Genomic DNA, 25,378 nt, shown 5'->3' on the forward strand with positions numbered 1-25,378 from the left:
GTCCAATGCTGTTGCTTTCCCGGGACTCTACCCCGGGAGGGCCCTCGCTCGGCTCGCCAAACGCCTGCCGGCGCAGGTTTTTCGACAGACAGAGCGCCGGCCACTCCCATCAGGGAGCGGGCGGCGCTTTTTTGCGGCTATTCCAGTACGGGGAGAGGCCCCATGGCCTCATGGAGCTCCGGGGTGATGGCGCCGTGGAAAAAGCGCACGGCGTACTGGTGCAGGTCACCCAGAAGCTGGGGCACCTTGTCGGCGGCGGTGCTGCCTGGAAGGGAGAAATCCCCGTCCAGGATAAACTTGGGCTCTGGGTCCTTCTTGCCGCCGCCCAGCAGGCCGGGTCCGGCGTGGATCTTCATGCGAACGCCCCCCTCCAGGGTCAGCTCCGTGTCCATGGCGGACTTGCCGACCTTGCTCTCATCCACATCCGGCTCCCCTAGGATGCCCAGGTAAGGGGAACGGATCAGATCGTCCCACAGCAGGTCGGTGAGCCCCAGGGCCTTCCGGGAGACCGCGTTTACATACCGCAGCCCCACGCGCTCGAAGAAGGCGGGCTCGTACACCTGAATGAACTGCGCCAGAGGCTTGTCCAGCCGGAGGGCAAAGTCCTCCCACTGGGTGTACCGGAGGGTGGACAGCGCGATGAAGTCCTTGGTGAGATTGATTTTCCACAGGCCGTCGGCAGAGACAAAGCTGTGGTTGACGACAGCGGGCTGCTGCTCCAGCTTGGGATTGGGGGTGCCCAGCCCCGTCACCTTGGGGGGGAGCTGCTCCTTCCGGGCCGCATAGCGGGGAAAGCCGTGGCGGACGGCCTCCTGGAACTCGGCGGGCTCCTTGGTGTTGATGGTGAGGATGGCGGGAAACCGAAGCTGGCAGATGACCTCCACCAGGGGACTGCGGACATATTGGTAGCGGGCGTATTCCGAAAACAGCATGACACACTGCTCCTTTCATTCCGATTCCTCTCTATTTTACCCGTCCCGGCTTCGCATGTCAACGGACCGTCACCCTTTGAGGCGGAGAGAATAGGATGGTGCAGACGAAAAACGGAGGAGAGTGCCATGAGACATGAACGAAACGTCTGGGTGGTAGGCGGCGATATGCGCCAGGCAAAACTGGCCGAGCTGCTCTTCGACGACGGACATACGGTACATACCTGGGCGCTGGAGGGGACGGAGGAAGGGCCGGTGCGGGCGCCCGACCTGGGGGAGGCGGCCCTCGCAGACTGCGTGATCCTCCCCCTCCCGGCTGCGGGGGAGGGCGGACGGCTCAACGCTCCGCTCTCTCAGGAGCGGCCGCCCCTGACCCAGGTGCTGGACGCGCTGCGCCCCGGTCAGGTGGTCTGTGCCGGCAAGGTGGGCCGGGAACTTCTGGACCAGGCGAAAGAGCGGGGGTTGCGCCTGGTGGACTACTTTACCAGAGAAGAGCTGGCGGTCGCCAACGCGGTGCCTACTGCGGAGGGAGCGATTCAAATCGCCATGGAAGAGCTGCCCGTCACCATCCACGGCGCCCGGGTCCTGGTCCTGGGTTTCGGCCGGCTGGGCAAGCTGTTGGCGCACCGGCTGAACGCCCTGGGCGCCCGGGTCAGCGTGGCGGCCCGGAAGTGGGCTGACCTCGCCTGGGCCGAGGCATACGGGTATGGGGCCGAGCAGATCGAACGCCTGGACGGCTATCTGTGCGGCTATGATCTGGTGGTGAACACCGTCCCGGTACGGGTCCTGGACGCGGAGCGCCTGGCCGATCTGCGCCCCGGCTGCCTGGTCATCGATCTTGCATCCAAGCCGGGGGGAGTGGATTTTGAGGCGGCGGTGCGGCAGGGGGTCAGGGCGATTTGGGCCCTTTCCCTGCCGGGCAAGGTGGCCCCAGTGACCTCTGGAAAGATTATCCGTGACACGATCTATAATATATGGAATGAGTTAGGAGTCTGAGCATGGAACAGGTACGTGTGGGGTTCGCTTTCTGCGGCTCATTTTGTACATATGATCAGGTGATGCCGGCGCTGGAACGGGCAAAGGCCAGATATGGAGCGGTCACGCCCATCATCTCGGAGAAAAGCGCCGATACGGACACACGCTTCGGCGCGGCCCACGAGTTCATGCGGGAGATGGAGCGCATTTGCGACAGGCGGGTCATCGACTCCATCCAGAAGGCAGAGCCCATCGGCCCCCAAAAGCTGCTGGATGTGCTGGTCATCGCCCCCTGTACGGGGAGCACGCTGGCGCGGTTGGCAAATGGCTTCAGCGATACGTCGGTGACGATGGCGGCCAAAGCCATGTGGCGGAATGGGCGTCCCGTGGTCCTCGCCGTGTCCACCAACGACGGCCTGAGCGGCTCGGCCAAAAACATTGCGACGCTTCTGGACAAGAAGAACGTCTACTTTGTCCCCTACCGGCAGGATGACCCAGTAAAAAAACCCACCTCTCTGGTGGCGGATTTTACCCAGATCAATGCCGCTGTGGACGCCGCCCTGGAGGGCCGGCAGCTCCAGCCCCTGCTGTTGGGACCCGCCGAAGAACCGGCGCATGGATGAAGCATGAGAATACCCCCGGCGGCTGTTGCCGCCGGGGGTATTCTTTCGTCAAAGGGAATGGAAAAGATAGGATGGATTCCCCTTCCCGTAAAAGGGGCAGGATCAGACGCCGCGTCTGCGCGACTCCGCCATGCGGCGGGCAATTTCCTGAAACTTGGAGGTAATGTACCCGTAATTGTCCCGCCGGTGGGGAAGAGTACAGCGGGTACAGTCTTTCACACCGCTCTCGGTATAGGAGAAATTTCCCCCGCAGTCGGGTCCCAGGGCGTAGAGAGGGCAGTAGCAGAACAGACAGTTAAAATTCTCCGGGTCGTCGGTGGGGTGGCAGGGGAAATATTCGCACGCCCGGTTACAGAAGAAAGAATACCCCTTGCCCTTCCAGTAAGGCTCCTGGGTCTTGGTCTCATCGGACATAGCTAAAGCTCCTTTCCCGGTCTTCACCAAAAATAAAAAGCTGCGTCCCGGAGGGCGCAGCGATACGCGCTGAAAGGCAGGCGTAGCAGCACCCTCTCAGGCTCGGAGAGGTTTGGATGTGCGTCATACGCAGGCAGGTATTCTGACTTCGGCGTCCAGCGCGGTCCCCGCCTTCCCGGAGTTGCCTCCAGTGGCGCTGTGGGGGTCCGCTCCGCCTATACAGCAACGGCTTTGTGCGGGATTCTCACCCGGCTTCCCTTTGTCTGCCCGAAATGGGCGCCTGCGTACCAGTCGGATTTAATTGTCCCTAACAGCATACTCTGAATCCCGCCCTATGTCAAGGGGAGAAAAGAGTCTGAGCATGGAAACCATGCTCAGACTCTTGAGAATCAGGGGGTGTCAGCAGGCCGCGACCAGCTCGATCTCCACCAGCACGTCCTTGGGAAGGCGGCTCACCTCCACGCAGGCGCGGGCGGGGCAGGGGCCCTCGAAAAAGGCGGCATAGGCCTCGTTGACCTCGGGGAAATGGGCCATATCGGTAAGGAAGATGGTGGTCTTTACCACGTCGGCAAAGGTGAGGTCCGCCTCCTTGAGGATGGCGGCGAGATTGGCCATGGACTGCTTGGTCTGGATGGAGTAGCTGGCCTCCACCACCGAGCCGGTGGCCGGGTCGACAGGGATCTGACCGGAAATATAGAGGAAGCCGTTGGCCTTCACGGCCTGAGAATAGGGCCCGATGGCCTGGGGGGCATTGTCGGTGTGGATGTACTGAACACTCATGAGTACGACCTCTTTTCAAAAAATTTTTCTGAACGCATGATTTACTTTCAGTATAACAGCGCAGGAAGAAATGAGCAAGTATTTTTCCGGCTTCAGCGCGGCCGGAAAACTACCCCCACCCCGAATGGCGCGTGCGGCGGTCAGGCGACGCCGCACGGTTCCAGCCGGAAGACCAGTTCGGTACAGCCTACAACAGCGTGGTGATTGTTGTAGAGGTTTCTGTCCTGAAAGCTGGGCAGAGAACAGGCCTCCTCCGGCGTGATGACCCCGAGCTGGGTGAGGACCGATAGGATGGCATAGGGGACGATGGAGGAGGCGCCGTCTTCCATTTTGAGAGCGATGCCGATCCCCCTGTCCCTGAGGCCCACGGCATAGAAGGCGCTGGCACCCGATTTGCAGAAGAGCCGTTCCCCAAAGGCGGCCATCAGTTGGGTACAGATCCGTTCGGACCCCGCCACCATCTCCGGGTGAGCGGTCATGGCGGAGGTGACGCGGCGTACGGCGGCGGCCCGGGCTGGGTCAAAGAGCGAGGGGAGGGACATGCGGGCGTACCCCTGGGCCAGGCGGGAAAGGGGCAGGGCGTGGACAGGGACGCCGCAGCCGTCCACAGCCAGCCGAACTTCCGATTCCTCCACGCCGCACATGTCGGCAAACACCGAGAGGATACGCCGCTGGACCGGGTGGTCCGGAGAAATATAGTTTTCCAAGGGCTCCCCCAGATGACGGGCGGTGATGAGCATACCGGCGTGTTTTCCGGAGCAGTCGCAGTAGATGGGGGCCCGGGGGACGCCGGCGAGCTTCAGAGCATCCTCGGCCGGGACGTACATAGGATATTCCGCCCCGCAGTGCAGGTCGCTGGGGGAGAGTCCCGCCTTCCGGAGAATACTCTCCACAGCCTCGATGTGAAAGGGCTCTCCGTTGTGGGAGGCACAGATGACAGCCAGCTCCCGCTGGGTGATACCGTAGTGCTCCAGCGCGCCGCTCTCCGCCACGGGGACGGCCTGGATAGGCTTGGCGGAGGAACGGGCAAAGGTGAGGCGCTCCGGGTCACCCAGCTTCCAGAGAAGCCGGCCCGTGTGGTCTGTTACCGCAATGTGGCCCCCATGGACCTGGTCCACCAGTTCCCCGCGGTATTGATAGGCGATATCAGCCATAGCGCGTGCCCCCGTTTCTCAAATTACAAAGTAGAAAAAGCGAAGTACGTCGCCGTAATCGTCGGCATCGAAGGCCACAGTGGTGGGAGAGAGGAGGCTGGCGCCGGGGTAGTGGGAGCTCCCATAGGCGTCATAATGGTGCAGATAGGTGACCTCCACATGGAAGTGATCGGGAAGGACCGGGGGCTTGGCGGTCTTTGCGGCCGCCACAGCCCGGGCCGCCATGCCTTCGATCTCCTCCTGAACGAGTTCCGGGGTCTTTGTAAGGACACCATAGCCATGGCCGGACTTGGTGGGCACGGTGAGGATGCCGGGCACGGCGCGCGCCGCCGCTGCGCACAGGCCTTCGTCGCCGCTGGCAAACAGGGTGGGGACGCCCCGATAAGCGGCAGCATGGGCGGAGACCTCGAATTCTCCCCACAGGGCCCCGTTGACCATGAGCCGGAAAATGCGGGAGCTCACCATGGTATGGGAAGTGGGGTTGCCGGAGGCCGAGGCGGCATCGTGAAAGCCCACCATCAGCATACCGTCGTAACTCTCGTCGAAGATACCGGTAAGGCCCACGATATCGTGGGTCACGCCCCGAAGGAGCCGGGCACCCTTGGGGAGCAGAGCGCAGTCGATGTTGCAGCCGTCCCCGTGCCCATCCTCTATTATGACCTCGTCAGCCCCGGCGGAGAAGAGGCCGCGGGCCGCGGCGGCGGCCTCCAAAGTCATTTCCCGGGCCATAGGCGCATAACAACTGTTGGCTGAGCGGGCCTCGTCCCAGCAGGACAGAGAAGCCACGCCCTCGATGTCACACAGCACGTAAAATTTCATGCATGCTCCCTCCTGTGATGATAGTAAGTGTAGGGATTCGACAAAAAATAAGGGCATTAAATAAATATCATGTTGACAATTTATTTTCCAACTGCTATGATTTTATTACATTGAAATGAAAAAGTAAATATGGAAATTAAATTTTATGTTTATGCGGTTATGTCCGGCATCGCTCTTAATTTTGCTTGCAAAGGCGCAGGTTCTAATAAGAAGGTTTTAGAAGGAGGAAACAGATATGAAAAAGAGAACACTTGCCCTGATCCTGTCCGCAGCCATGTGTCTGTCTGTAGCCTTGTCCGGCTGTACGGCGGACGAACCCAGCCAGAGCGCCTCCACTCCCGCGCCCGGAGGAGAGACCAGCGCCCCCGCCGAGGAGGGCGGAAAAAGTCTGACCATTGCGGTACTGAACGATGTCATCTCTCTGGACCCTGCGGCAAAGGACAGCAGCTCCGAGATGCAGATGGCGTCTCACCTGTACGATCCCCTGGTGGACTACGACGCCGACCTTACCAAAAAGCCCGGTCTGGCTGAGAGCTGGACCATCCTGGAGGACGGCGTGACTTGGGAGTTCAAGCTCCGCCAGGGCGTGAAATTCTCCAACGGAAACGATTTTAACGCCGATGATGTGGTATTCAGCTTTGAGCGGATCCTCAACGACCCCACCCTGGAGATGGGGGTGTACCTTATGCGCCTCCAGGAGGTCAAGAAGGTGGATGATTACACCGTACAGTTGGTGACCAAGATTCCCTATCCTGTGTTTGCCGGCAGCCTGGTCCATATCATGATGCTGGACAAGGAGACCTGTGAGGGCCTCACCAGTGAAGAGATTGCCGCCAATCCCGTGGGCACCGGGCGCTATTGCCTGGAGGAGCACGTGAAGGAATCCTACATCAAGCTGGTCCGCAACGACGATTACTGGGGTGAACTCCCCGAGGCGGAGACCGTAGAGTTCCGCGTCATAGCCAACGCGGCCACCCGCACCACCGCCCTGATTAACGGCGAGGTGGATTTCATCTCCAACATCCCCGTGATGGACGTGGATCGCCTGAAGAGCGACGCCAACATTCAGGTGGTCACCAACCCCAGCCTTTCCTGCAGCTATATGGGCTTTGACCTCCTCAATGAGCACGGTTCCGCCGGCACCGACGACCCCAATCCGCTCCTCAACGTAAAGGTCCGCCAGGCCATCTATCATGCCATCGACATCCAGACCATCATCGACACCGTAATGAACGGCTATGCCACTGTGGCCAACTCCTATATGCCCAGCATCTGCGTGGGATACAATCCGGATGCAGAGCGTCCTGCCTATGATCCCGAGCTCGCCAAGCAGCTCCTTGCTGAGGCCGGCTATCCCGACGGCTTCTATCTCCGCATCGACGCCCGCAGCGACAGCGACATGAACGCCGACCAGGTGTCTCAGGCCATTGCCAGCTATCTGGAGAAGGTGGGCATCACCACTGAGGTGAACCTTCTGCCCCGCGCCTCCTTCTATGAGAAGGTGGATGCGGAGAATCTTCAGTCCTCCTTCTTTATGGCCGGCTGGGGCGACGGCTCCGGCGAGGGCATGGTCATCTTTAACGACATGCTCTATACTTATAACGGCAAGCCCGGCATGGGCGAAGGCAACAAGGGCCACTACAGCAATCCCGAGGTGGATGCGCTGCTGGACGAAGCATCTGTTGAGGCCGACCAGGACAAGCGCGCGGCCCTGGTGGAGCAGGTGGATCAGATCGCCCGGGACGAGGCCGCCTATGTGCCCTTGTTCTTCAAGGATAATATCTTCGGCGTGCGCGCCGGGCTGCAGTACACCCCCCGCTCCGACGACCATATCCTGGCTTGGGATTTCACCTTTTAAGACAACGTAAGAACCATCGCTGGGAGGAGGAGGACGGGTGCCGTTCTCCTCCCCCTTTCTACCTCCCGCCAACAGGGGTGCAGAGCCCATAAATGAGGTGTTACCGTGTTCAAGTATTTCCTGAAACGGCTGGCGCAGATGGTGGTCACCCTTTTCATCGTGTCCATCCTGGTGTTCGTTCTGGCCAACTTCATCGGCGATCCCGTCAATATGCTGGTCTCCCCCAAGGCTCCGCCCGAGGTCCGGGATCAGGTCCGGGAAGAACTGGGGCTCAACAAGCCCATTCTGGAGCAGTATGCGATCTTTGTTACCAATGCGCTCAAGGGAGATTTCGGCAAGTCCTACATCTACAAGGAGGATGTACTCTCCCTGATTGCCCAGCGGGCACCCGCTACGCTGGAGCTGGTTTTCGTATCGGTGGTGCTGGCCCTCGTGATCTCCATCCCGCTGGGCGTATATGCGGGGGCCTTTCCAAAACGGAAATCCAGTACGCTGGTGATGGGCGGGTCCATTCTGGGCATTTCCCTGCCCTCCTTCTTCATCGGCATCATGCTGATCTACATCTTCTCCCTGCACCTGCACTGGTTCCCCTCCTCCGGACGGGGGGCAACGGCGACCTTCCTGGGAATGAAGTTCAGCCTGTTTGTGCCCGGCGGGCTCAAATACATCATCCTGCCCGCCCTTACGCTGTCTGTGACCAACATAGCCTCCCTGGTACGGCTCACCCGGGCCGGTGTGATGGAGAACATGCGGCAGGACTACATCAAATTCGCCCGTGCCAAGGGCGTGTCCACCCGAAAGGTCCTTTTCGGTCACGCCCTGAAAAATGCCCTGATCCCGGTCATCACGGTGTTCGGCATGGAGATCGGCTCGCTCATCGCCTTTACAACGGTGACTGAGACCATCTACTCCTGGCCGGGCCTCGGCAAGCTCCTCATCGACTCCATCAACTCGGTGGACCGGCCAGTCATCGTGGCCTATCTGATCCTCACCACCGTGCTGTTTGTGTTCATCAACTTTGTGGTCGACCTCCTCTATACGGTCATCGACCCGAGAATCGAATTCAGGTGATGCGCTATGAGTGAAATGGAAAAAAAGAGCACAGCCCCCGACAAGAGCTGGCTCCAGCGCGCTGCTGAGTCCGAGTTCTTCCACAACTACAAGCGCAGTCCCTCCGCCATCATCGGCACGGTAATCGTGGTGCTGGTACTGTTCATCGCCCTTTGCGGGCCGCTGTTTGCCCCCCAGAACCCTTACGATGTGGGCTCCCTCTCCCTTACCGACTCCTACAAGCCTCCTATGTGGCAGGAGGGGGGCGAGCCCCATTTCATTTTTGGCACCGACAGTCAGGGGCGTGATATCTTCAGCTCCCTCATCTATGGAAGCCGCATCTCCCTCTTCATCGGCGTGGTGGGGACTCTGCTGGCCTGTGCGGTGGGCATCACCCTGGGGCTCATCTCGGGCTACTTCGGCGGGAAGGTGGACGCCCTCATCATGCGCCTGGCAGATATCCTGCTCTCTTTCCCGGATATCCTGGTGGCCCTTTTCATCATGACCATGTTCGGGCGGGGCGTGAGCAAATTACTAGTGGTTTTTACTATTATTGGATGCGTCACATATATCCGCACCGTCCGGGCCGAAGTGCTAACGGTGAAACAGATGGAATATGTGGATGCGGCCAGGGTCATCGGCATCCCCAATCTTCTTATTATCGCCAAGCACGTGCTGCCCAATGTCATGACCACCATCATCGTCCTCTCCACCATGAAGGTGGGCGGGCTCATTCTGGCTGAGGCCACCCTGAGCTTTCTGGGCGTGGGTGTCCCGGTCACGGAGCCCTCCTTGGGCATGCTGGTCAAGAACGGCTTCGACGTGCTGTTCAGCGGATACTGGTGGATCGCGGTGCTGCCGGGCATCTACATCATGCTGATCGTGTTTGGGATCAATCTTTTGGGGGATTTCCTGCGCGATGAGTTCAACCCGAAGCTGAAGTAAGGGGGAGGAGAGAGATGAGCGAAACACTGCTGCAGGTGGAAAATCTGCGGACCTATTTCCACACCTTCCGGGGCGTGGTCAAGGCGGTGGACGGCGTCAGCTTTTCCCTGGATGAGGGGCAGGTGCTGGGTATCGTGGGCGAGTCGGGCAGCGGCAAATCCGTCAGCAGCTTTTCCATCCTCAAACTGATCGAGCCGCCCGGCGTGGTGGAGTCGGACAAGATCCTCTTCCGGGGCGAGGACATCAGCAAAAAGAGCGAAAAGGAAATGATGAAGATCAGGGGCAAGGAGATCTCCATGGTATTCCAGGACCCCATGACCTCCCTGAATCCGCTCTATACGATTGAAAAACAGATCACCGAGATGCTGGATCTCCACCAGAAGCAGATGTCCAAGCAGGAAAAACACGCGCGCTGTGTGGAGCTGCTGCATATGGTGGGCATCCCCAACCCGGAGGACCGGCTCAAGTCTTATCCCCACCAGTTTTCCGGCGGTATGCGTCAGCGGGTCATCATCGCCATCGCCCTGGCGGCCAACCCCAAACTCATCATCGCCGACGAGCCCACCACTGCCCTGGACGTGACCATCCAGGCCCAGATCCTCAAGCTCATGGACAAGCTGGTGAAGGAGCAGGACGCCGCCCTCATTCTCATTACCCACGACCTGGCGGTGGTCTCTCAGATGGCGGACCGTATCATCGTTATGTACTGCGGCAAGATCGTGGAGAGCGGCTCCCGGGACGACGTGATCCATCGCCCCAGCCACCCCTATACCGTGGGACTCCTCAACTCCATCCCCCGGATGGGAGAGGACCAGGACCGGCTGGAGTCCATCCCCGGCATGGTCCCCAGCATGCTGGACCTGCCCCAGGGGTGCTACTTTGCCCCCAGGTGCAAATACTGCCAGGATATCTGCCGCACCAGGGCCCCTGAAAATCATGAAGTGGGTCCGGGCCACTGTGCGGCCTGCCACTTTCCGCTGACAGGAGGTGGGAGCCATGAGTAAGATCCTTCAGGTGGAACACTTGGTGCAGGAGTTCAATCTCACCAAGGACTTTCTGGATAAGGTAAAATTCAAAAAGGGACGATTCTCTCTAGAGAATCAGGTGGTCCACGCGGTCAACGACGTCAGTTTCGACGTGGAGCAGGGCGAGGTGTTCAGCCTGGTGGGCGAGTCCGGATGCGGCAAATCCACCACGGCACGTACGGTCATCAAGCTCATCGAGCCAAAGGCGGGCAAGATCACGTTTGACGGGCGTGACATCACCCGCCTCAAGCCCCAGGAGATGCGCCCCGTCCGCCGGGAGATGCAGATGATCTTCCAGGACCCCTATGCCTCCCTCAACCCACGCCAGAAGGTCATGGAGATCCTCACCGAGCCGATGCTCTTCCACAAGCTGTGTACCAGCAAAGCGGAGGCGGAGGAGAAGGCGGTCAACCTGCTGGAGAGGGTAGGCCTCAGTTCCGAGCAGGCCAATCGCTACCCCCATCAGTTCTCCGGCGGCCAGCGCCAACGCATCGGCATCGCCCGGGCTTTGGCGGTGGAGCCCAAGTTCATCATCGCCGACGAGCCGGTATCCGCCCTGGACGTGTCCATCCAGGCCCAGATTTTGAACATTCTCATGGATCTGAAGGACGAATTCCACTTCTCCTATCTGTTCATCGCCCACGACCTGAGCGTGGTCAAGCATATCAGCGACAGTCTGGGCGTCATGTATCTGGGCTCCATCGTGGAGCGGGCGCCCAAGAAGGCCCTCTTCCGCAACCCGGTCCACCCCTATACCAAGGCGCTCTTTTCCGCAGCTCCTACCATTGACGAGAACAACATCGCCGAATCTCAGGAGCTGCGTGGGGAGATCCCCAGTCCCATCCACCTGCCCTCCGGCTGTCTCTTCCACGATCGCTGCCCCATGGCCTGCCCGGACTGCGCTCGGAAGGTCCCGGAGCTCAAAGAGGTGGAGCCCGGCCACTTCGCCGCCTGTCACCTGCTGTAAAAACAAGGGGATCCGGTGCGGGCGGACCAACCCGCGCACCCTTGCGGGGGCGGCCATGCCGCCCCCGCTTTTTGATTGTCCATCGCGGAATGGACCATAAGGAGGAAGAAAAGTATGGAACTGCAACTTGTGAGGGAGTATGGCGCCAGACCTTGGGACGGCGTGGTGGTCCCGCTGGGAGAGGGGGACCTGGAGGGCTATCAGGGACCTTGGGAAAAGGAACTCGCCGCGGTCCGCGCCTCAGGGCGGTTTGCTGGAAAAGCGGGTGAGATCTACCGGTTTTCCGCCCTTACAGAGGGAGGGCTGACCCAGATCTTCCTGCTTGGACTGGGGAAGAACTGGGACCTGGAGCGGGTGCTGGACGACTGCGCCAAGGTCTACCGCCAGTGCCAGGAGCTGAGGCTGGGCGCGGTATGTACCGATCTGCGGGGGCTGGAGCCGCAGTTTACCCCGGCGCTCTTTCAAAAGGCGGCGGAGGCCGCGGCCCTCACCGGCTACCGTTTCGACAAGTATAAGACGGTCCCTACGCCGGCGGGGATTAGGACCGCCGCCTTTCTCTGCGAGGAGTCGGAGCGCTATGAGGCCGCTTTGGCGGAGGCGGAGGTGTCTGCCCGGGCCACCTGTATTGCGCGGGACCTCATCAACGAGCCCCCGACGGTGCTCACCCCCGCTAAACTGGCCCAGGCGGCACAGAGCCTCTTTGAGGGTACGCCTGTGAAGGTGGCCGTCTACGGCAGAGATGAGGTGGAGCGCATCGGTCTCACCGCCTTTCTGGAAGTGGGGAAGGGCTCAATCCAAGAGCCCAAGCTCATTGTCATGGAGTATACCGGCGCGCAGGGGGAAAAGAGCCGCCTGGGACTGATTGGCAAGGGACTTACCTACGACAGCGGCGGCTATTCGCTCCAGTCGTCCGAGTTCATGGAGACCATGCAGCACGATATGAGCGGAGCGGCCGCCGTGATGGGCGCCCTGTGGGCGGCTCAGAAGCGGGGCGTCCGGCTCAATGTCACCGGCGTGGTGGCCGCATGCGAGAATAAACTCTCGGCCACCGCCTATGTGCCCGGCGATGTGATCCGCTCTATGTCCGGGCGGTACATTGAGGTGAACAACACCGATGCGGAGGGCCGCATCACGCTGGCCGACGCCGTGACCTATGCCAAGCAGTGCTGCGGGGTGGACCGCATCGTGGATATCGCCACCCTCACCGACGGCATCCAGACCGCTCTGGGGAACCGCCGCTGCGGGCTCTTCACCAACAGCCGAGCCTTGGCCGCACAGGTGGAGGCAGGAGCTGCCGCTGCCTGCGAGCGGGTGTGGGAGCTGCCCTGCGACGAGAATCTCCGCCGGGTGTTGGACTCCCGGGTGGCCCACCTGAAAAACAGCGCCATGGGCTCCAACGTAGGTGGGTACGCCACTGTGGGGGCCATGTTCATCAAGGAGTTCGCCGAGGATACGCCTTGGGTCCATCTGGACATCGGCGGTACCGCCTGGACCACCGAGTGTGAGGGGATCTATACCAAGGGCGGCATCGGCTTCGGCACCCGGATGCTCTATGAGACGCTCAAAGAGATGGAAAAGGAGGGGCAGCGGACATGAAGAAGCTGGCGCTGACCGATTTCCTCAAATACCGGTATCCCTCCGCTCTGGAGCTCTCCCCTGACGGAAGATATCTGGCCTTTGCCCTCAAGGAGACCGACAGAGAGGGGGACGGCTACCGCTGGAATCTGTGGCTGTGCGATCTGGAGAGCGGGGAGAGCCGGCAGATCACCCGGGGAGACGCCCAGAAACAGGCCGTTTGGGAGGACGACACCCATGTTCTCTACAAGACCACAGAGCTGGATGAGGCCCTGCGGACGCGGGGACTTGAGGAGGAGTGGACGGTATACCGCCGCCTGGACGTGCGCACCGGTGAAGAAAGCGAGGCGTTCCGCCTCCCCATGTCCGTGACCGGGATCTGGAGGATGGACGCAGGGCGCTACATCTTTACGGCCGAGACCCATTTGGACCGGCCCAATCTCCTGGAGCTGGCGGGAGAGGCCCGGGAAGGGGAGATCGCCCGCCGCCTGCGGACAAAGGGATATAAAGTTTTGACCGAACTCCCCTTGTGCGAGAACGGGGTGGGGATGTATAATCAAACCAGAAACACGCTGTTCCTCTACCTGGAGGCCACCGGAGAGTACCGCAGGCTCACTCCGGACGACTATGATGTGAACCATGTGAATGTCCGACCCGGCCAGGTGCTCTTCACCGCATTCCCCTTCCGGGATGTGAAGCCGGTCACCGAGGGGATGTACCGCTGGGATGCGGACCGGGATGAGACGGTCACTCTTATTCCACCTGACAAATACAGCATCGACTATGTGGGATATCTGGGCCGGAAGGCCCTCTGCCTGGGACTCGTCATGCGGGACTACGGCGTATATGAGCATCCTACTTTCTTTGTGGTGGATAAGGAAGGGGAGGAGGACCTGGGCCGCTATGACCGCCGGGTCAACTCCGAGGTGGTCACCGACTGCTTCTCCGGCTCCACCACCGGACAGAGGATGGTGGGGGAGACCCTTTATTTCCTCAATACCGACGGTGTGGGCTCCTGCCTGTGCGCATGGGAGAGGGAGACCGGTGTGCAGCCACTCTTCGGCGGTGATGACTATCTCATCGATTTCGATACCAAGGACGGGAAGACATTCCTCTTCTCCGCCGCTGTGGGGCTGAAGCTCCCTGAGGTGTACCGCTGGAGCGGCGGAGAGCTGGAGCAGCTCACCAGTTTCAATGGGGATGTTCTGGAGGGGGTGACCCTCTCCGCACCGGAGCGGCTTACCTTTACCGACTCCGACGGGGTGGATATCGACGGTTTCGTGATGAAGCCGGTGGGCTATGAGCCGGGCAAGCGGTATCCGGGCATCCTCCACATCCACGGCGGGCCTAAGATGGTGTTCGGTCCCGGCTTCCACCACGAGATGCAGCTCTGGGCGGCCTCCGGCTATTTTGTGTACTACTGCAACCCCAGGGGAAGCTGCGGCAAAGGTAATGCCTTTGCCGACCTTCAGGGCAGATACGGGGATGTGGACTTCCGGGACCTGATGGAGTTCACGGACGAGGTCCTGCGACGGTATCCCGACCTGGACGCCGGACGGATGGGAGTAGCCGGCGGATCCTACGGCGGCTTTATGACCAACTGGGTCATCGGCCACACGGACCGTTTCCGCTGCGCTGTGTCCCAGCGGAGCATTGCCAACTATGTTGGGGACTATCTCCTCTCCGACATCGGCTACTATTACGTGCCCGACCAGCAGCTTGGCACCATTTGGGATCACCCCGAGCGGCTGTGGAAGGCATCCCCCCTCACCTATGCCGACCGGGTCAAGACCCCCACGCTCTTCATTCACGCAGATAAGGATTACCGCTGTACGCTTGCCAATGGTCTGGAGATGTTCGCGGCCCTCAAACTCCACGGGGTGGAGAGCAAGCTGTGCATGTTCTATGGAGAGAACCATGGCCTGAGCCGGGAGGGCAAGCCCTCCAACCGAATCAGCCGGCTCAGTGAAATTCTGGGCTGGATGGAGGAGCACTTGAAGACAGAATAGGAGGAGCCTATGGGCCGGATCGACCTTGACCGCCCGGTGGAGCGCCGGGGTACTGATTCCTTCAAATGGGATGCTGTGGGCCGTTTTTTCGGCCGGGAGGACGTCATCCCCATGTGGGTGGCGGATATGGACTTCCCCTGTGCGCCAGAGATTTTGGAGGCGTTTGAGGCGCGCATCCGGCACGGAGTCATGGGCTATACGGTCCGGAACGATGGCTATCTGGCGGCGATCCGGAACTGGTTTTCCAGCCGCCACGGCTGGGATATCCCCGAAGAGCACCTGGCATTTTCACCGCCGGGCGTGATTTTTGCGGTGAACGTGCTTTTGGAGCTGTTGACGCAGCCGGGGGACCGGGTGGTGATGCAGACGCCCAATTATGACGCCCTGATGGATTCTGTAGAGAAAAGTGGTCTGGAGATCGCCAGGAATCCCCTGAAGGCAAAAGACGGGCGGTATGAGCTGGACTTTGACGGCCTGGAACCCCTCTTGGCCGATCCCAGGACCAAGGTCATGCTCATGGCAAATCCCAACAATCCCACGGGGCGGCTGTGGACGGAGGAGGAGCTGCGGCGGCTGGGCGAACTCTGCCTGGCCCATAAGGTCATGATTCTCACCGATGATATCCACTGCGATTTCGCCATGCAGGGGCACCGCTATGTGCCCCTGCCGTCCCTGTCACCGGAGCTGGCGGAGCATACCGTGCTGTTTACCTCCACCAATAAGACCTTTAACCTGGGGGGACTTCAGACGGCCACTGTGGTCATCGGAGATGCAGAGCTGAGGGAGCGCTACTGCGGGGCTATGCTCCGCTATCAGACGCGGCTGGACAATCTATTTGGCGCCATTGCCTTGGAGACTGCCTATGAGAAGTGCGGCTACTGGCTGGATGAAGTCCTCTCCTATGTGGCGGAGAACCGGCGGGTGTTGGCGGAATATGTGTTGGAACATCTGCCGGGCCTAAAGCTGTACCATATGGACGCGACCTATTTTGCATGGATCGATTTCAGCGGTCTTGGCAAGGAAGAGGGGCTGGAGGACTTCCTGGTGAAGGAGTGCGGCGTGGCCTTTACGCCGGGGCGGGAGTTCGGTTCCGGCTGCGGAACGTTCATGCGGGTCAATCTGGCCTGCCGGAGGGCGCTTATGCTGGAGGCGTTCCGGCGGATTGAAGCGGCGCTGAAAAAATGAAAACGGGCGGGAGTCCCTTCCATCTGAAGAGGGCCTCCTGCCCGTCTTGCATTTTGGGCGGGACCTTTGCAGGGTACAGAATGGAAAACGCCCAGATTGATAAACAGAAGATGCTGTTTTCGAAAATGTAACAAAATGGATTTCAGCTTTCGGTTGATTTATAGTAGGGTTTGTACTATAATAGCCGCTGAATGGAAAGCCCTGTAGTTGATTTCAGCCATATCATTCCAACAGGGGACGTCAAGAGGGGCAGCTCTTTTGAGAAGGAAAGCTGCGGAGCAATATGTTCAGATGTCCAAGAAGGGACCATGCTGAGCGTTCAAGAAAGGCATAATGGATGGAGAAATTTCCGTTTCTGAGCGAGGTTTTTGACAGCATCAACGAGGGGATTTATATTCTCAACCGGCAGGGAGATTATATCTACTGCAACAGCGCATTCCTCAAAATGGTAGGGGCCACCCGGGACGATGTGCTGGAGCTGAACGCCTTTCGGCTGGTGCCGGAAGGACAGGTCTCCATCAGTGTGGCAGTGATGGCCTTTGAGCAAAAGAAAAAGCTGTCGGTCGTCAACAATGTGTGTACCCCCAAGGGATATCACTATCGGCAGTTGGCGACCGCAACTCCCATCTTTGACAGTGTGGGAGAGATCGAGTATATGCTGGTGGAGATGGTCCGGCTGGACCTCTTCAAAAAGCGGTATCAGCAGGCGATCCTGGATGAGGATCTGGATTGCATTGAGGTTCCGGGCTTGGGGGACTCAGTTGGGGACCGGCCGGAGACTTTTGTGGCGGAGAGCCAGAGCATGAGAGCGCTGCTGGATATGGCGAAACAGGTGGCTGGGGTGGACTCCACAATCCTCATCAGCGGAGAGACCGGCACGGGAAAAGAGGTCCTGGCCAATTTCATCCATAGGCACAGCCATCGCGCGGACCGGCCCATGGTAGAGATCAATTGCGCCGCTCTGCCGGAAAATCTGCTGGAGGCGGAGCTGTTCGGCTATGAAAAAGGCGCGTTCACCGGCGCGCTGAACACGGGCAAGCCCGGTATGGTGGAGGAGGCGAACGGCGGCACCCTGTTCCTGGACGAGATCAACTCCCTTCCCCTGGCGCTCCAGGGGAAGCTGCTCCGGGTGCTGGAGAGCCATAAGAGCAAACGCCTTGGAGCGGTATCCGAACGGGAAATCGATTTCCGTCTGTTGGCCGCCACCAATCAAGACCTGAAGACCTGTGTGGAGAAAGGGAGCTTTCGGGCCGACCTCTATTACCGGCTCAATGTCATCCCGCTGGAGATCCCTCCGCTGCGAAACCGCAGGGAGGATATCATACCTCTGGCGCTTTTCTTCCTGGACCATTTTTGCAAAAAATATGGGCGCACCAAGGTGTTTACCAAAGGTGTGTTCAACCAGATGATGTGTTACGATTGGCCGGGAAACGTGCGGGAGCTGAAAAACGTGGTGGAGCGTCTTCTCATCACCAGTTCCGTGGGCACGATGGAGATCCGGCAGGTGCCGGAAAATCTGCTGGGGGAGGGCTCCGTCCCTCCGCCGCCGCCTGAAGTCTATCCGGCTGATTGGGAGAGCATTTACCAGTATGACCCAGAGGACTTTTCCCTGAAAAAATATATGAATTTTTGTGAAAAGCAGGTGGTGGCGGCAGCGCTGAAACGCTGCGGAAGCAGCTATAAGGCGGCAGAACTGCTGAAGACCGACCAGTCCACCATCATCCGAAAGCGGCAAAAATACGGCATATCATAAAAGGGTAAAATGTGCAGGCAATGCATTTTCGCATTGTCTGCACATTTGCATTATGGAGAGCCCGAAAATAATGCGGATTTACATCGGCGCGGAGAAGACCGTATGGGGACTCCCATAAAGTTTTCCCAGGCAGCAGAAGGGTTTGCGGGGACAGCGAAAAAGTTGGCACACTGATTGCATAAAGATAAAGGCGAGACCCGACGATCCGGAGCGGCGGGCAAAGAGAAATAAAGGAGGCTCTCACATGAGTCCAGAAATCCTGAGCATCATTGGTATTTTGCTGGGGCTGGCCGTACTGGTCATATTTGCGCTGAAGGGTGTGTCACTCTATGTTTTGGCCCCGCTGGCGGCGCTGGTGGTGGCAATTTTCTCGGGTGGGAATATCCTGACTGCGATGACGGACACCTATATGACCGGATTCGCCAACTTCATGAAGAATTACTTCCTGATGTTTGCCCTGAGTTCCATTTTTGCCAAGATCATGGGTGATTCGGGCGCGGCCAAGGTGATCGCGCTCAAGGTGGCCGCCTTGGTCAAAAAGGCGCCCCCCAAATACCAGCGGCTGCTGGCGGTATTGTCGGTCGGTATTATGACTGCCGTTCTCACTGTGGGCGGCATCAACCTCTACTGCTGCGTATTTGTGCTGGTTTCCATCGGCAAGGACCTTTTTGAAGAGTTTGATCTCCCCTGGCACCTGTACATGACCAGCTCCCTGGGCTCCGGGTCCTTCACGATGACCATGATTCCCGGTACCCCCGCCATTCAAAACCTGATCCCTGTGGATGTGTTGGGGACCCAGGCTACGGCAGCCCCTGTGCTGGGCACGATCTCCACCCTGATCTGCATCGTGCTCAGTGTGGTTTATGTCAAGTATGCCCTGACCAAATGTGATAAGCGAAACGAACACTTCCTTCCCACGGGAAGCCGGATTCAGGCATCGTCTCCTGCGGAAGGGGCGTCCACCGAGGTGCCCAAAATCAACCTGCTTGTATGTCTGATCCCCTCCATCGCTCTGCTGATCGCCCTCAACGGTCTGAAGCTCAATGCCGTGGTGGCCCTGGTCGTAGCGGTGATTGTGGCGCTAATTCTCTTTGGGAAGAACCTGCTGGATAACAAAGTCAATTTGAGCAACTGTTTTGCAGAGGGAATCAAAAATGCCATTATGACGCTTCTCAACGTCTGTGTGATCGTGGGCTTCGGCAGCGTGGTCTCCTCCACTGCGGGCTATACCGCCATTATGGCCTCTCTGGACAAGATCCCTGGGCCTCCCATTTTCCAGCTCTTCATTGCCGTGAACGTGGCTGCCGGTGTGGCCGGGTCCGCCTCCGCGGCGCTGGGGATCGGAATGACCATGTTCGCCGATAAGTTCCTGGCAATGGGCCTTTCCCCCGATATCATTCACCGTATTTCCGTTATGTCTTCCGGCGGCCTGGACAGTCTGCCCCACTCCAGCGGCACAGCGTCCGCCTTGGGTGTGGCCCAACTCACCCATAAAGAGGGCTATATGCATGTCTTCTGGCTGAACACTGTGATCCCCATGATTGTCACCGCCATTGCCTGCGTCCTGGCCTCCATGGGAGTATGCTGATCTCAAACAAGAAAAGGAGTATTTGAACCATGAGCGATTTGAAGAGCAAAACAATTATCACCGCGGCCCTCACCGGTGCGGTCACCCCGGCCGGCTATAACATTCCCGAGACCCCGGAGAAGATCGCCGAGGATGCCTACGCCTGCTGGAAGGCGGGCGCCGCCATCGTCCACCTTCATATGCGGGACGAACAGGGCCTGGGTACCATGGACGCCGCGCGCTTCAAGAAAACCATTGAACTCATCCGGGCCCATGAGGACTGCGATGTGGTCATCAACTGCACCTCCTCCGGCGACAACCGCGTCTCCGGCGGAGATCCCGCAGGCAATGCGATCCGGATGCTCCACATGCGCACCGTGGACGGCATCGAGATGGGCTCCTATGACGCCGGGTCCTTCAACTGGATGCCCTCCGGCGTGTTCATGAATACCCCTCAGTTCCTCCAGGAGCTGGGCGATGTGTACATGGAGCGGGGCATCAAGCCGGAGTTTGAGATCTTTGACACCGGTATGCTGGACATCGTCAACTACTACGTAAAAAAGGGACACCTGCCTGCCGGAAGCTGCCACTACCAGTTCTGCCTGGGCGTGTTGGGCGGAATGCCCGCCACAGTGGAAAACCTCCTCTACCTGAAAAACCACATCCCGGCGGGCTCCACCTGGTCCGCTTTCGGCGTGGGCGCCGGACACCTTCCCATCCTGTATGCGACGCTGGCGCTGAGCGGCAATGTCCGCGTGGGCATGGAGGACAATGTGGTCTATGGCAAGGATAAGGACGGCAACAAGATCATGGCCACCAACCTGATGCTGGTGGAGCGCGCGGTCAGCGCCGTCAAGGTTTTTGGCAAGGAGCCCGCCACCTCCGCCGAGGCCCGCGAGATCCTGGGCATCAAGCCCCTGGCACGGTAAGGAGGAAATCGCCATGAAGGTATCTGACATCAAGAAAGTGGCCTGTGTGGGAGGCGGCGTCATCGGTTCCAGTTGGGCGATCCAGTACGCGATGCGCGGCCTGAGCGTGGCCCTCTACGACATCAACGATGAGCAGCTTTTGAAGAGCCGGGGGCAGATGGAGAAGAGCCTGGACGCTCTGGTCGGTCACGACGCCATCACCCAGACACAGAAGGCCGAGATCGTTGCCAGGGTCCATCCCACGACCTCCATGGAAGAGGCGGTGTCCGACGCGCAGTTCATCCAGGAGAGCGGCCCGGAGCGCCTGGAGATCAAGCGGAGCATCCTGGCGCAGGTGGAGCAGTACGCCGCGTCCGACGCCCTATACGCCAGCAGCACCTCCGGACTGCTGATTTCCGAGATCGTGGCTGAGGCCGCCCACCCGGAACGCTGTGTGGGCGCCCACCCCTATAATCCCCCCCACCTCATCCCGCTGGTAGAGATCACCCGGGGAGAGAAGAGCTCTGATGAGGTGGTCAAGACCGTATACGATTTCTATCAGTCCATCGGGAAAGAGGCTGTGCTCCTGCGCAAGGAGTGCCCGGGCTTTATCGCCAATCGGCTGCAACTGGCGCTGTACCGAGAGGTGCAGGATCTGGTGATGCGGGGCGTGTGCTCCGTGGAGGATGTGGACAAGGCCCTGGTGTATGGTCCCGGCATCCGCTGGGCCATCTTCGGCCATAACATGATCATGCAGATGGGCAATCCCGGCGGGCTCACCGGGATGGTAAAGATGCTGGGCAATTCCGGCGACGTGTGGCTGGCCGATATGGCCTCCTGGACCCATCAGCCCGACAATTGGAGCGAGGTGGCTCAGCCCGGAGTGGACGAGGAGATGGCCCATTTCCCCGACTATGTGGGGCACACCAACGCCGACTGTATCGCCTACCGTGACAGGATGCTCATCGAGATCCTGAAGCTCCACAAGAAGCTGTGAGCCGGGCACAGGCATTTCAAAAGCGCCGCTGGATCTGCCTGGCCGCCGCTCTGGTCATCTGTGTCTGTGCCGGGTTTGGGTATGCCTGGAGTGTGCTCCAGAATCCCATCGTGGCCGCCCACGGATGGCCGGAGGGCCAGGTATCTCTGGCATATACCGTTACGGTTGTGTGTTCGACCATGGCGCCTCTCTTTTTCGGAGGCTTGATCCGACGCATCAGCACACGGATGTGCATCGCGCTTGGAGCGGTCCTCTTTGGCGGGGGACTGTTCCTAACGGGGGCGATGACCCAGCTATGGCAGTTCTTCCTGTTTTACGGTATCCTCTCCGGTCTGGGATGCGGCTTCATCTATCCCAGCATGATGGCCTACGTGGTCCGGCTGTTTCCGGACCGGTCCGGGCTGGCCTCCGGTCTCGGCACAGCGGCTTATGGCTCAGGGGCGATCCTCTGGGCGCCGACCTCTGCCGTGCTCATGAACACCTTTTCCCTTGCGTGGGCGTTCCGCATCTTGGGGATCCTATTTCTGGCGGTTATACTGGCAGCCTCCCTGCTCCTGGCGGAACCCCCGGAGGGGCTGCGGGAGGCATTGTGCCCCAGCAGTGAGCGGACGGCCTCCCCGGAGGAGGGGGGACTGTGCCGAAAGCAAATGGTGCGCACGCCTGCTTTTTATCTGATCGCGGCCACTTTTACCTGCGGTCTGATTGCCGGCGTGATCGTCATCAGCCAGGCGTCCCCCATTCTGCAGGCGACGCTCTCTTATCGCGCCGAGCGGGCGGCTGTTTTTGTCAGCGTATTCGCCGCGTGCAACATGGCGGGCCGCTTTGTCTGGGGCAGCCTCTCAGACAAGGTGGGGATCCGGAATACGATGGCTGCGGTCTTCGTCCTGTGCATCGCCTCCATGCTGCTGCTAACAGTAGGGGAGCAGGATGTCCTGATTTTGGCGGCTATGGGTCTGGCGGCATCCTGCTACGGCGGATTTGCCTCCGTACTCACGCCATTGACCGCCCAAACCTTCGGCCCCAAGTACATTACGGAAAATTACGGTGTGATGTATGTCGTGTTTGGCTTGGCCAGCCTTATTGGCCCCAGTTTGGCCACCACCTTTAAAACCGTAGGCAACGGCAGCTATACCGGTGCCTATTTGAGCGCCGCGGCCTTGGCGGCGGTGGGTCTGGCGCTCTCCCGCTTACTGAAACCCGTGTCCTGCAAAGGAGAATGTTATGGAACTGAGTAAAGTACGCGCCCGGGAAGAGATCATCGCCAAGTTCCACGACGGGCAGATCATTGCCATCGGCGGTCAGACGGGGCAATATATGCCGGAGCGGCTGATCCAATGTGTGCTGGACAGCGGCGCCAGGCATTTGACCATCTACTCCATTGACACCAGCGATCCCGGAACGGGGGTCGGAAGGCTGATCCGGGCTGGCGTGGTCGACCGGATCATCACCACCCACGTGGGTACCAACCCGGAGACCAACGCCCAGATCCAGGCAGGGACGTTGCGGGCCGAATTCAGCCCCATGGGCAGCTTCATCGAGCGGATCCGCTGCGGCGGGCTGGGTCTGGGCGGCGTGCTGACCAAAACGGGCCTGGGGACTGTGGTGGAGGACGCCAAGCAGACGGTGGAGGTCAACGGCGAACGTTATCTGCTGGAGCCCGCCCTGCGGGCCGATGTGGCCCTTACCCGCTGCCGTCAGGCGGACCCGTTGGGCAATCTGGTCTACCGGGGCAGCACCGGCCACGCCTCCCATCCCGTGGTCGCCACCTGCGGCGACCTGTCCATCGTGGAGTGCGACCACTTCTGCGACCTGGGGGAGATCGGCCCGGATGAGGTCGGGGTGCCAGGGATGTTTGTGGACATGATCCTGGTGTAAGGAGGCAGAGCATGGACAAGAGACATTTGATTGCAAAGCGGGCCGCCCGCTATTTCCAAAGCGGTGATGTAGTAAACCTTGGCATTGGGATTCCAAGCCTGTGCGGAAACTACGCCGAGCCCGGCGTCCTCTTTCAGGCGGAGAACGGGTTCATCGGCGTGGGCGCCACGGCAGAGGGCTTGATGGTGAATGAACGCACTTATAATGCGGGCGGGGTGCCCTTTATCCCTGTACCGGGCAGCAGCGGGTTCGATGTGGCGATGGCCTTTGGCGTCATCCGCTCCGGACGGCTGGCGGCCACGGTGCTGGGCGCCCTTCAGGTGTCGGAACGGGGCGATCTGGCCAACTGGTCCACGCCCGGACGCTCCTTCGGTATGGGAGGCGCCATGGACCTGGTCAACGGCGCCCGGAAGGTCATCGTAGCCATGGAGCACTGTACCCGGGAGGGCGCGCCAAAGATCGTGAAGGAATGTACGCTGCCCTATACTGGACGGGGATGTGTGGATCATATCGTGACGGAGCTCTGTGTCATCGATGTCACGAAGGAGGGACTGCTCCTGCGGGAACTGGCCCCGGGGCACACCCTGGAAGAGGTGCGGGCCAAGACGGAAGCCGAGCTGAGCCTGGCCGAGGACCTGAGGGAAATGGTCATATGAAACGAGGAGAACAATATGGAAAAACAGCATAATGAAGCGGTGGTGGTGGCCTATGGCCGCTCCGCTGTTGCGAAGTCAGGAAAGAAGGGCGCGCTGCGCCAGATGCACCCCGTCACCATCGGGGGGCTGACGCTCAAAGGGGTGCTGGAAAAGGTACCGGAGCTGGACCCCGCCCTGGTGGAAGATGTGATCGTGGGCTGCGCCATCCCGGAGCGGAAGCAGGGATTCAACTTTGCCCGGCTTATGGTAGCGCGGGCAGGACTTCCGGACAGTGTCTGCGGCATGACGGTGAACCGTTTCTGCTCCTCCGGACTCCAGGCCATTGCTCTGGCGGCCTCCCAGATCGAATGCGGGATTGCCGACGTGATCGTGGCCGGCGGCGTGGAGTCCATGACCGCCTGTCCCGTGAATCTGGACATCTCCGACACCTTTGACTCAGAGCTCCTGGCCATGCGCAAGGAGGAGTACATCCCTATGGGCCTCACGGCGGAGAACGTGGCTGAGCGCTACGGCATCACCCGCCGGGAGATGGAGGAACTGGCGGTGGAGAGCCATCGCCGTGCAGCGGCCGCCCAGGATGCCGGAAAGTTTGACGACGAGATCATTCCTCTGCCCGGCGTGGACCCGGAGGGAAATGACATCGTCTTTGACAAGGACCAGGGGATTCGCCGGGATACCAACCTGGAGACGCTGGCCAGCATGAAGCCCTGCTTCAAAGAGAACGGTCGGGTCACCGCCGCGACCTCCTCCCAGACCAGCGATGCGGCGGCCTTTGTGGTGCTGATGTCCCGGTCCAAGGCGGAGGAGCTGGGCATCCCCCCGGTCGCCGTCCTGGAGGGCTATGCAGTGGCGGGCTGTGAGCCAGATTACATGGGCCTGGGCCCCATCTATGCCGTGCCCAAGGTGATGAAGAAAACCGGGCTGACGGTTTCCGATATGGCTGTGGTGGAGCTCAACGAGGCCTTTGCCGCCCAAGCGATCCCCTGCATGAGAAAGCTGGGGTTGGACCCCGCCAAGACCAATCCCAACGGCGGTGCCATGGCCCTGGGCCATCCCCAGGGGGCCACCGGGGCCTTCCTTACCTGCAAATTACTGGGAGAGCTTCGCCGCACCGGCGGAAAATACGGCATGGTCACTATGTGCATTGGCGGCGGCATGGGCGCCGCAGGCATCTACAAGATGTGCTGAACATGCAAATCCCCTCGGGGCTTACTCCGAGGGGAAAGAAAGGGAAAACAGGGACGCTGGCCCCGGGGATCATCTGATCCCCGGGGCCAGCGTTTGGCAGCGGCAGGGCAGGAGCACATGGCGAAA

General features: G+C 60.0%; 23 protein-coding genes and 1 riboswitch. Of the genes, 18 read left to right on the forward strand and 5 right to left on the reverse strand.

The window, feature by feature from the left end:
* Positions 1–137: 137 nt before the first annotated feature.
* The gene (locus ABUA09_RS10870) at positions 138–932 is read right to left on the reverse strand and encodes a TIGR04255 family protein (RefSeq protein WP_033118344.1); all 795 of its coding nucleotides are present in this window, start codon (positions 930–932) and stop codon (positions 138–140) included.
* Between the two features lie 126 nt (positions 933–1,058).
* On the opposite strand from ABUA09_RS10870, the gene dpsA reads away from it, so the two are divergent.
* Positions 1,059–1,925 carry a dipicolinate synthase subunit DpsA gene (dpsA, locus tag ABUA09_RS10875; protein WP_033118345.1) on the forward strand — a complete coding sequence of 289 codons (867 nt, stop codon included), beginning with the start codon at positions 1,059–1,061 and terminating at the stop codon, positions 1,923–1,925.
* Between the two features lie 2 nt (positions 1,926–1,927).
* Positions 1,928–2,527, forward strand: a complete 600-nt coding sequence (locus ABUA09_RS10880) for a dipicolinate synthase subunit B (RefSeq protein ID WP_208319690.1) — start codon at positions 1,928–1,930, stop codon at positions 2,525–2,527.
* Positions 2,528–2,629: 102 nt separating this feature from the next.
* Here ABUA09_RS10880 and ABUA09_RS10885 read toward each other — a convergent pair whose 3' ends face one another.
* From ABUA09_RS10885 to ABUA09_RS10900, 4 genes are all read right to left on the reverse strand, one after another.
* Positions 2,630–2,941: a cysteine-rich small domain-containing protein gene (locus ABUA09_RS10885; protein ID WP_033118347.1), complete on the reverse strand. Its 312-nt coding sequence runs from the start codon at positions 2,939–2,941 to the stop codon at positions 2,630–2,632.
* A 115-nt stretch (positions 2,942–3,056) separates the two neighbouring features.
* A riboswitch (cobalamin riboswitch) is annotated at positions 3,057–3,240 on the reverse strand.
* Between the two features lie 100 nt (positions 3,241–3,340).
* Positions 3,341–3,721, reverse strand: a complete 381-nt coding sequence (locus ABUA09_RS10890) for a RidA family protein (protein ID WP_033118348.1) — start codon at positions 3,719–3,721, stop codon at positions 3,341–3,343.
* Between the two features lie 140 nt (positions 3,722–3,861).
* A complete protein-coding gene (locus ABUA09_RS10895; RefSeq protein WP_058118173.1) occupies positions 3,862–4,875 on the reverse strand; it encodes an asparaginase in 1,014 nt (337 codons plus the stop codon).
* Positions 4,876–4,893: 18 nt separating this feature from the next.
* The gene (locus ABUA09_RS10900; RefSeq protein WP_033118350.1) at positions 4,894–5,694 is read right to left on the reverse strand and encodes a M55 family metallopeptidase; all 801 of its coding nucleotides are present in this window, start codon (positions 5,692–5,694) and stop codon (positions 4,894–4,896) included.
* 235 nt (positions 5,695–5,929) lie between these two features.
* Between ABUA09_RS10900 and ABUA09_RS10905 the strand changes: the two genes are divergently transcribed.
* From ABUA09_RS10905 to ABUA09_RS10980, 16 genes are all read left to right on the forward strand, one after another.
* Positions 5,930–7,552, forward strand: a complete 1,623-nt coding sequence (locus ABUA09_RS10905) for an ABC transporter substrate-binding protein (protein WP_058118172.1) — start codon at positions 5,930–5,932, stop codon at positions 7,550–7,552.
* Between the two features lie 105 nt (positions 7,553–7,657).
* On the forward strand, positions 7,658–8,623 hold the full coding sequence (locus ABUA09_RS10910) for an ABC transporter permease (protein ID WP_033118717.1): 966 nt from the start codon (positions 7,658–7,660) through the stop codon (positions 8,621–8,623).
* Between the two features lie 6 nt (positions 8,624–8,629).
* Complete coding sequence (locus ABUA09_RS10915; protein WP_242848521.1) at positions 8,630–9,547, forward strand: ABC transporter permease; 918 nt, start codon at positions 8,630–8,632, stop codon at positions 9,545–9,547.
* A 14-nt stretch (positions 9,548–9,561) separates the two neighbouring features.
* Positions 9,562–10,551, forward strand: a complete 990-nt coding sequence (locus ABUA09_RS10920) for an ABC transporter ATP-binding protein (protein WP_033118716.1) — start codon at positions 9,562–9,564, stop codon at positions 10,549–10,551.
* Positions 10,544–11,539 carry an ABC transporter ATP-binding protein gene (locus ABUA09_RS10925; RefSeq protein ID WP_033118715.1) on the forward strand — a complete coding sequence of 332 codons (996 nt, stop codon included), beginning with the start codon at positions 10,544–10,546 and terminating at the stop codon, positions 11,537–11,539. Before ABUA09_RS10920 ends, ABUA09_RS10925 begins: the two co-directional genes overlap by 8 nt.
* 114 nt (positions 11,540–11,653) lie before the next feature.
* Positions 11,654–13,135: a leucyl aminopeptidase family protein gene (locus ABUA09_RS10930; RefSeq protein WP_195614995.1), complete on the forward strand. Its 1,482-nt coding sequence runs from the start codon at positions 11,654–11,656 to the stop codon at positions 13,133–13,135.
* Positions 13,132–15,123, forward strand: coding sequence for a S9 family peptidase (locus tag ABUA09_RS10935; protein WP_349949360.1), 1,992 nt, complete (start codon positions 13,132–13,134; stop codon positions 15,121–15,123). Before ABUA09_RS10930 ends, ABUA09_RS10935 begins: the two co-directional genes overlap by 4 nt.
* Before the next feature lie 9 nt (positions 15,124–15,132).
* Entirely contained in the window at positions 15,133–16,308 is a 1,176-nt protein-coding gene (locus tag ABUA09_RS10940; protein WP_033118713.1) for a MalY/PatB family protein, read from the forward strand.
* A 337-nt stretch (positions 16,309–16,645) separates the two neighbouring features.
* Complete coding sequence (locus ABUA09_RS10945; protein ID WP_033118712.1) at positions 16,646–18,061, forward strand: sigma-54 interaction domain-containing protein; 1,416 nt, start codon at positions 16,646–16,648, stop codon at positions 18,059–18,061.
* Positions 18,062–18,305: 244 nt separating this feature from the next.
* On the forward strand, positions 18,306–19,649 hold the full coding sequence (locus ABUA09_RS10950) for a GntP family permease (RefSeq protein WP_033118711.1): 1,344 nt from the start codon (positions 18,306–18,308) through the stop codon (positions 19,647–19,649).
* A 29-nt stretch (positions 19,650–19,678) separates the two neighbouring features.
* Positions 19,679–20,557 carry a beta-keto acid cleavage family enzyme gene (locus ABUA09_RS10955; protein WP_058118166.1) on the forward strand — a complete coding sequence of 293 codons (879 nt, stop codon included), beginning with the start codon at positions 19,679–19,681 and terminating at the stop codon, positions 20,555–20,557.
* Between the two features lie 13 nt (positions 20,558–20,570).
* A complete protein-coding gene (locus tag ABUA09_RS10960) occupies positions 20,571–21,533 on the forward strand; it encodes a 3-hydroxyacyl-CoA dehydrogenase family protein (RefSeq protein ID WP_033118709.1) in 963 nt (320 codons plus the stop codon).
* The gene (locus ABUA09_RS10965) at positions 21,530–22,768 is read left to right on the forward strand and encodes an L-lactate MFS transporter (protein WP_349949361.1); all 1,239 of its coding nucleotides are present in this window, start codon (positions 21,530–21,532) and stop codon (positions 22,766–22,768) included. The genes ABUA09_RS10960 and ABUA09_RS10965 overlap by 4 nt, the downstream gene beginning before the upstream one ends.
* Positions 22,755–23,408, forward strand: coding sequence for a CoA transferase subunit A (locus tag ABUA09_RS10970; RefSeq protein ID WP_033118707.1), 654 nt, complete (start codon positions 22,755–22,757; stop codon positions 23,406–23,408). Before ABUA09_RS10965 ends, ABUA09_RS10970 begins: the two co-directional genes overlap by 14 nt.
* Before the next feature lie 11 nt (positions 23,409–23,419).
* Positions 23,420–24,064 carry a 3-oxoacid CoA-transferase subunit B gene (locus ABUA09_RS10975; RefSeq protein ID WP_058118164.1) on the forward strand — a complete coding sequence of 215 codons (645 nt, stop codon included), beginning with the start codon at positions 23,420–23,422 and terminating at the stop codon, positions 24,062–24,064.
* A gap of 15 nt (positions 24,065–24,079) precedes the next feature.
* Entirely contained in the window at positions 24,080–25,252 is a 1,173-nt protein-coding gene (locus tag ABUA09_RS10980) for a thiolase family protein (protein ID WP_058118163.1), read from the forward strand.
* Positions 25,253–25,378: the final 126 nt, after the last annotated feature.

The organism is Intestinimonas sp. RTP31139st1_F5_RTP31139_211217, assembly GCF_040226735.1.
GTDB lineage: Bacteria > Bacillota > Clostridia > Oscillospirales > Oscillospiraceae > Intestinimonas > Intestinimonas butyriciproducens.

Excerpts from the sequence above, each read along its gene's own strand:
- ABUA09_RS10905 (WP_058118172.1), top strand. The coding sequence starts at position 5,930 with ATGAAAAAGAGAACACTTGCCCTGATCCTGTCCGCAGCCATGTGTCTG.
- ABUA09_RS10890 (WP_033118348.1), bottom strand. The coding sequence starts at position 3,721 with ATGAGTGTTCAGTACATCCACACCGACAATGCCCCCCAGGCCATCGGG.
- ABUA09_RS10975 (WP_058118164.1), top strand. The coding sequence starts at position 23,420 with ATGGACAAGAGACATTTGATTGCAAAGCGGGCCGCCCGCTATTTCCAA.
- ABUA09_RS10900 (WP_033118350.1), bottom strand. The coding sequence starts at position 5,694 with ATGAAATTTTACGTGCTGTGTGACATCGAGGGCGTGGCTTCTCTGTCC.
- ABUA09_RS10945 (WP_033118712.1), top strand. The coding sequence starts at position 16,646 with ATGGAGAAATTTCCGTTTCTGAGCGAGGTTTTTGACAGCATCAACGAG.
- ABUA09_RS10920 (WP_033118716.1), top strand. The coding sequence starts at position 9,562 with ATGAGCGAAACACTGCTGCAGGTGGAAAATCTGCGGACCTATTTCCAC.
- dpsA (WP_033118345.1), top strand. The coding sequence starts at position 1,059 with ATGAGACATGAACGAAACGTCTGGGTGGTAGGCGGCGATATGCGCCAG.
- ABUA09_RS10885 (WP_033118347.1), bottom strand. The coding sequence starts at position 2,941 with ATGTCCGATGAGACCAAGACCCAGGAGCCTTACTGGAAGGGCAAGGGG.
- ABUA09_RS10915 (WP_242848521.1), top strand. The coding sequence starts at position 8,630 with ATGAGTGAAATGGAAAAAAAGAGCACAGCCCCCGACAAGAGCTGGCTC.
- ABUA09_RS10930 (WP_195614995.1), top strand. The coding sequence starts at position 11,654 with ATGGAACTGCAACTTGTGAGGGAGTATGGCGCCAGACCTTGGGACGGC.
- ABUA09_RS10895 (WP_058118173.1), bottom strand. The coding sequence starts at position 4,875 with ATGGCTGATATCGCCTATCAATACCGCGGGGAACTGGTGGACCAGGTC.
- ABUA09_RS10870 (WP_033118344.1), bottom strand. The coding sequence starts at position 932 with ATGCTGTTTTCGGAATACGCCCGCTACCAATATGTCCGCAGTCCCCTG.
- ABUA09_RS10955 (WP_058118166.1), top strand. The coding sequence starts at position 19,679 with ATGAGCGATTTGAAGAGCAAAACAATTATCACCGCGGCCCTCACCGGT.
- ABUA09_RS10960 (WP_033118709.1), top strand. The coding sequence starts at position 20,571 with ATGAAGGTATCTGACATCAAGAAAGTGGCCTGTGTGGGAGGCGGCGTC.
- ABUA09_RS10940 (WP_033118713.1), top strand. The coding sequence starts at position 15,133 with ATGGGCCGGATCGACCTTGACCGCCCGGTGGAGCGCCGGGGTACTGAT.
- ABUA09_RS10970 (WP_033118707.1), top strand. The coding sequence starts at position 22,755 with ATGGAACTGAGTAAAGTACGCGCCCGGGAAGAGATCATCGCCAAGTTC.
- ABUA09_RS10950 (WP_033118711.1), top strand. The coding sequence starts at position 18,306 with ATGAGTCCAGAAATCCTGAGCATCATTGGTATTTTGCTGGGGCTGGCC.
- ABUA09_RS10925 (WP_033118715.1), top strand. The coding sequence starts at position 10,544 with ATGAGTAAGATCCTTCAGGTGGAACACTTGGTGCAGGAGTTCAATCTC.
- ABUA09_RS10880 (WP_208319690.1), top strand. The coding sequence starts at position 1,928 with ATGGAACAGGTACGTGTGGGGTTCGCTTTCTGCGGCTCATTTTGTACA.
- ABUA09_RS10935 (WP_349949360.1), top strand. The coding sequence starts at position 13,132 with ATGAAGAAGCTGGCGCTGACCGATTTCCTCAAATACCGGTATCCCTCC.
- ABUA09_RS10980 (WP_058118163.1), top strand. The coding sequence starts at position 24,080 with ATGGAAAAACAGCATAATGAAGCGGTGGTGGTGGCCTATGGCCGCTCC.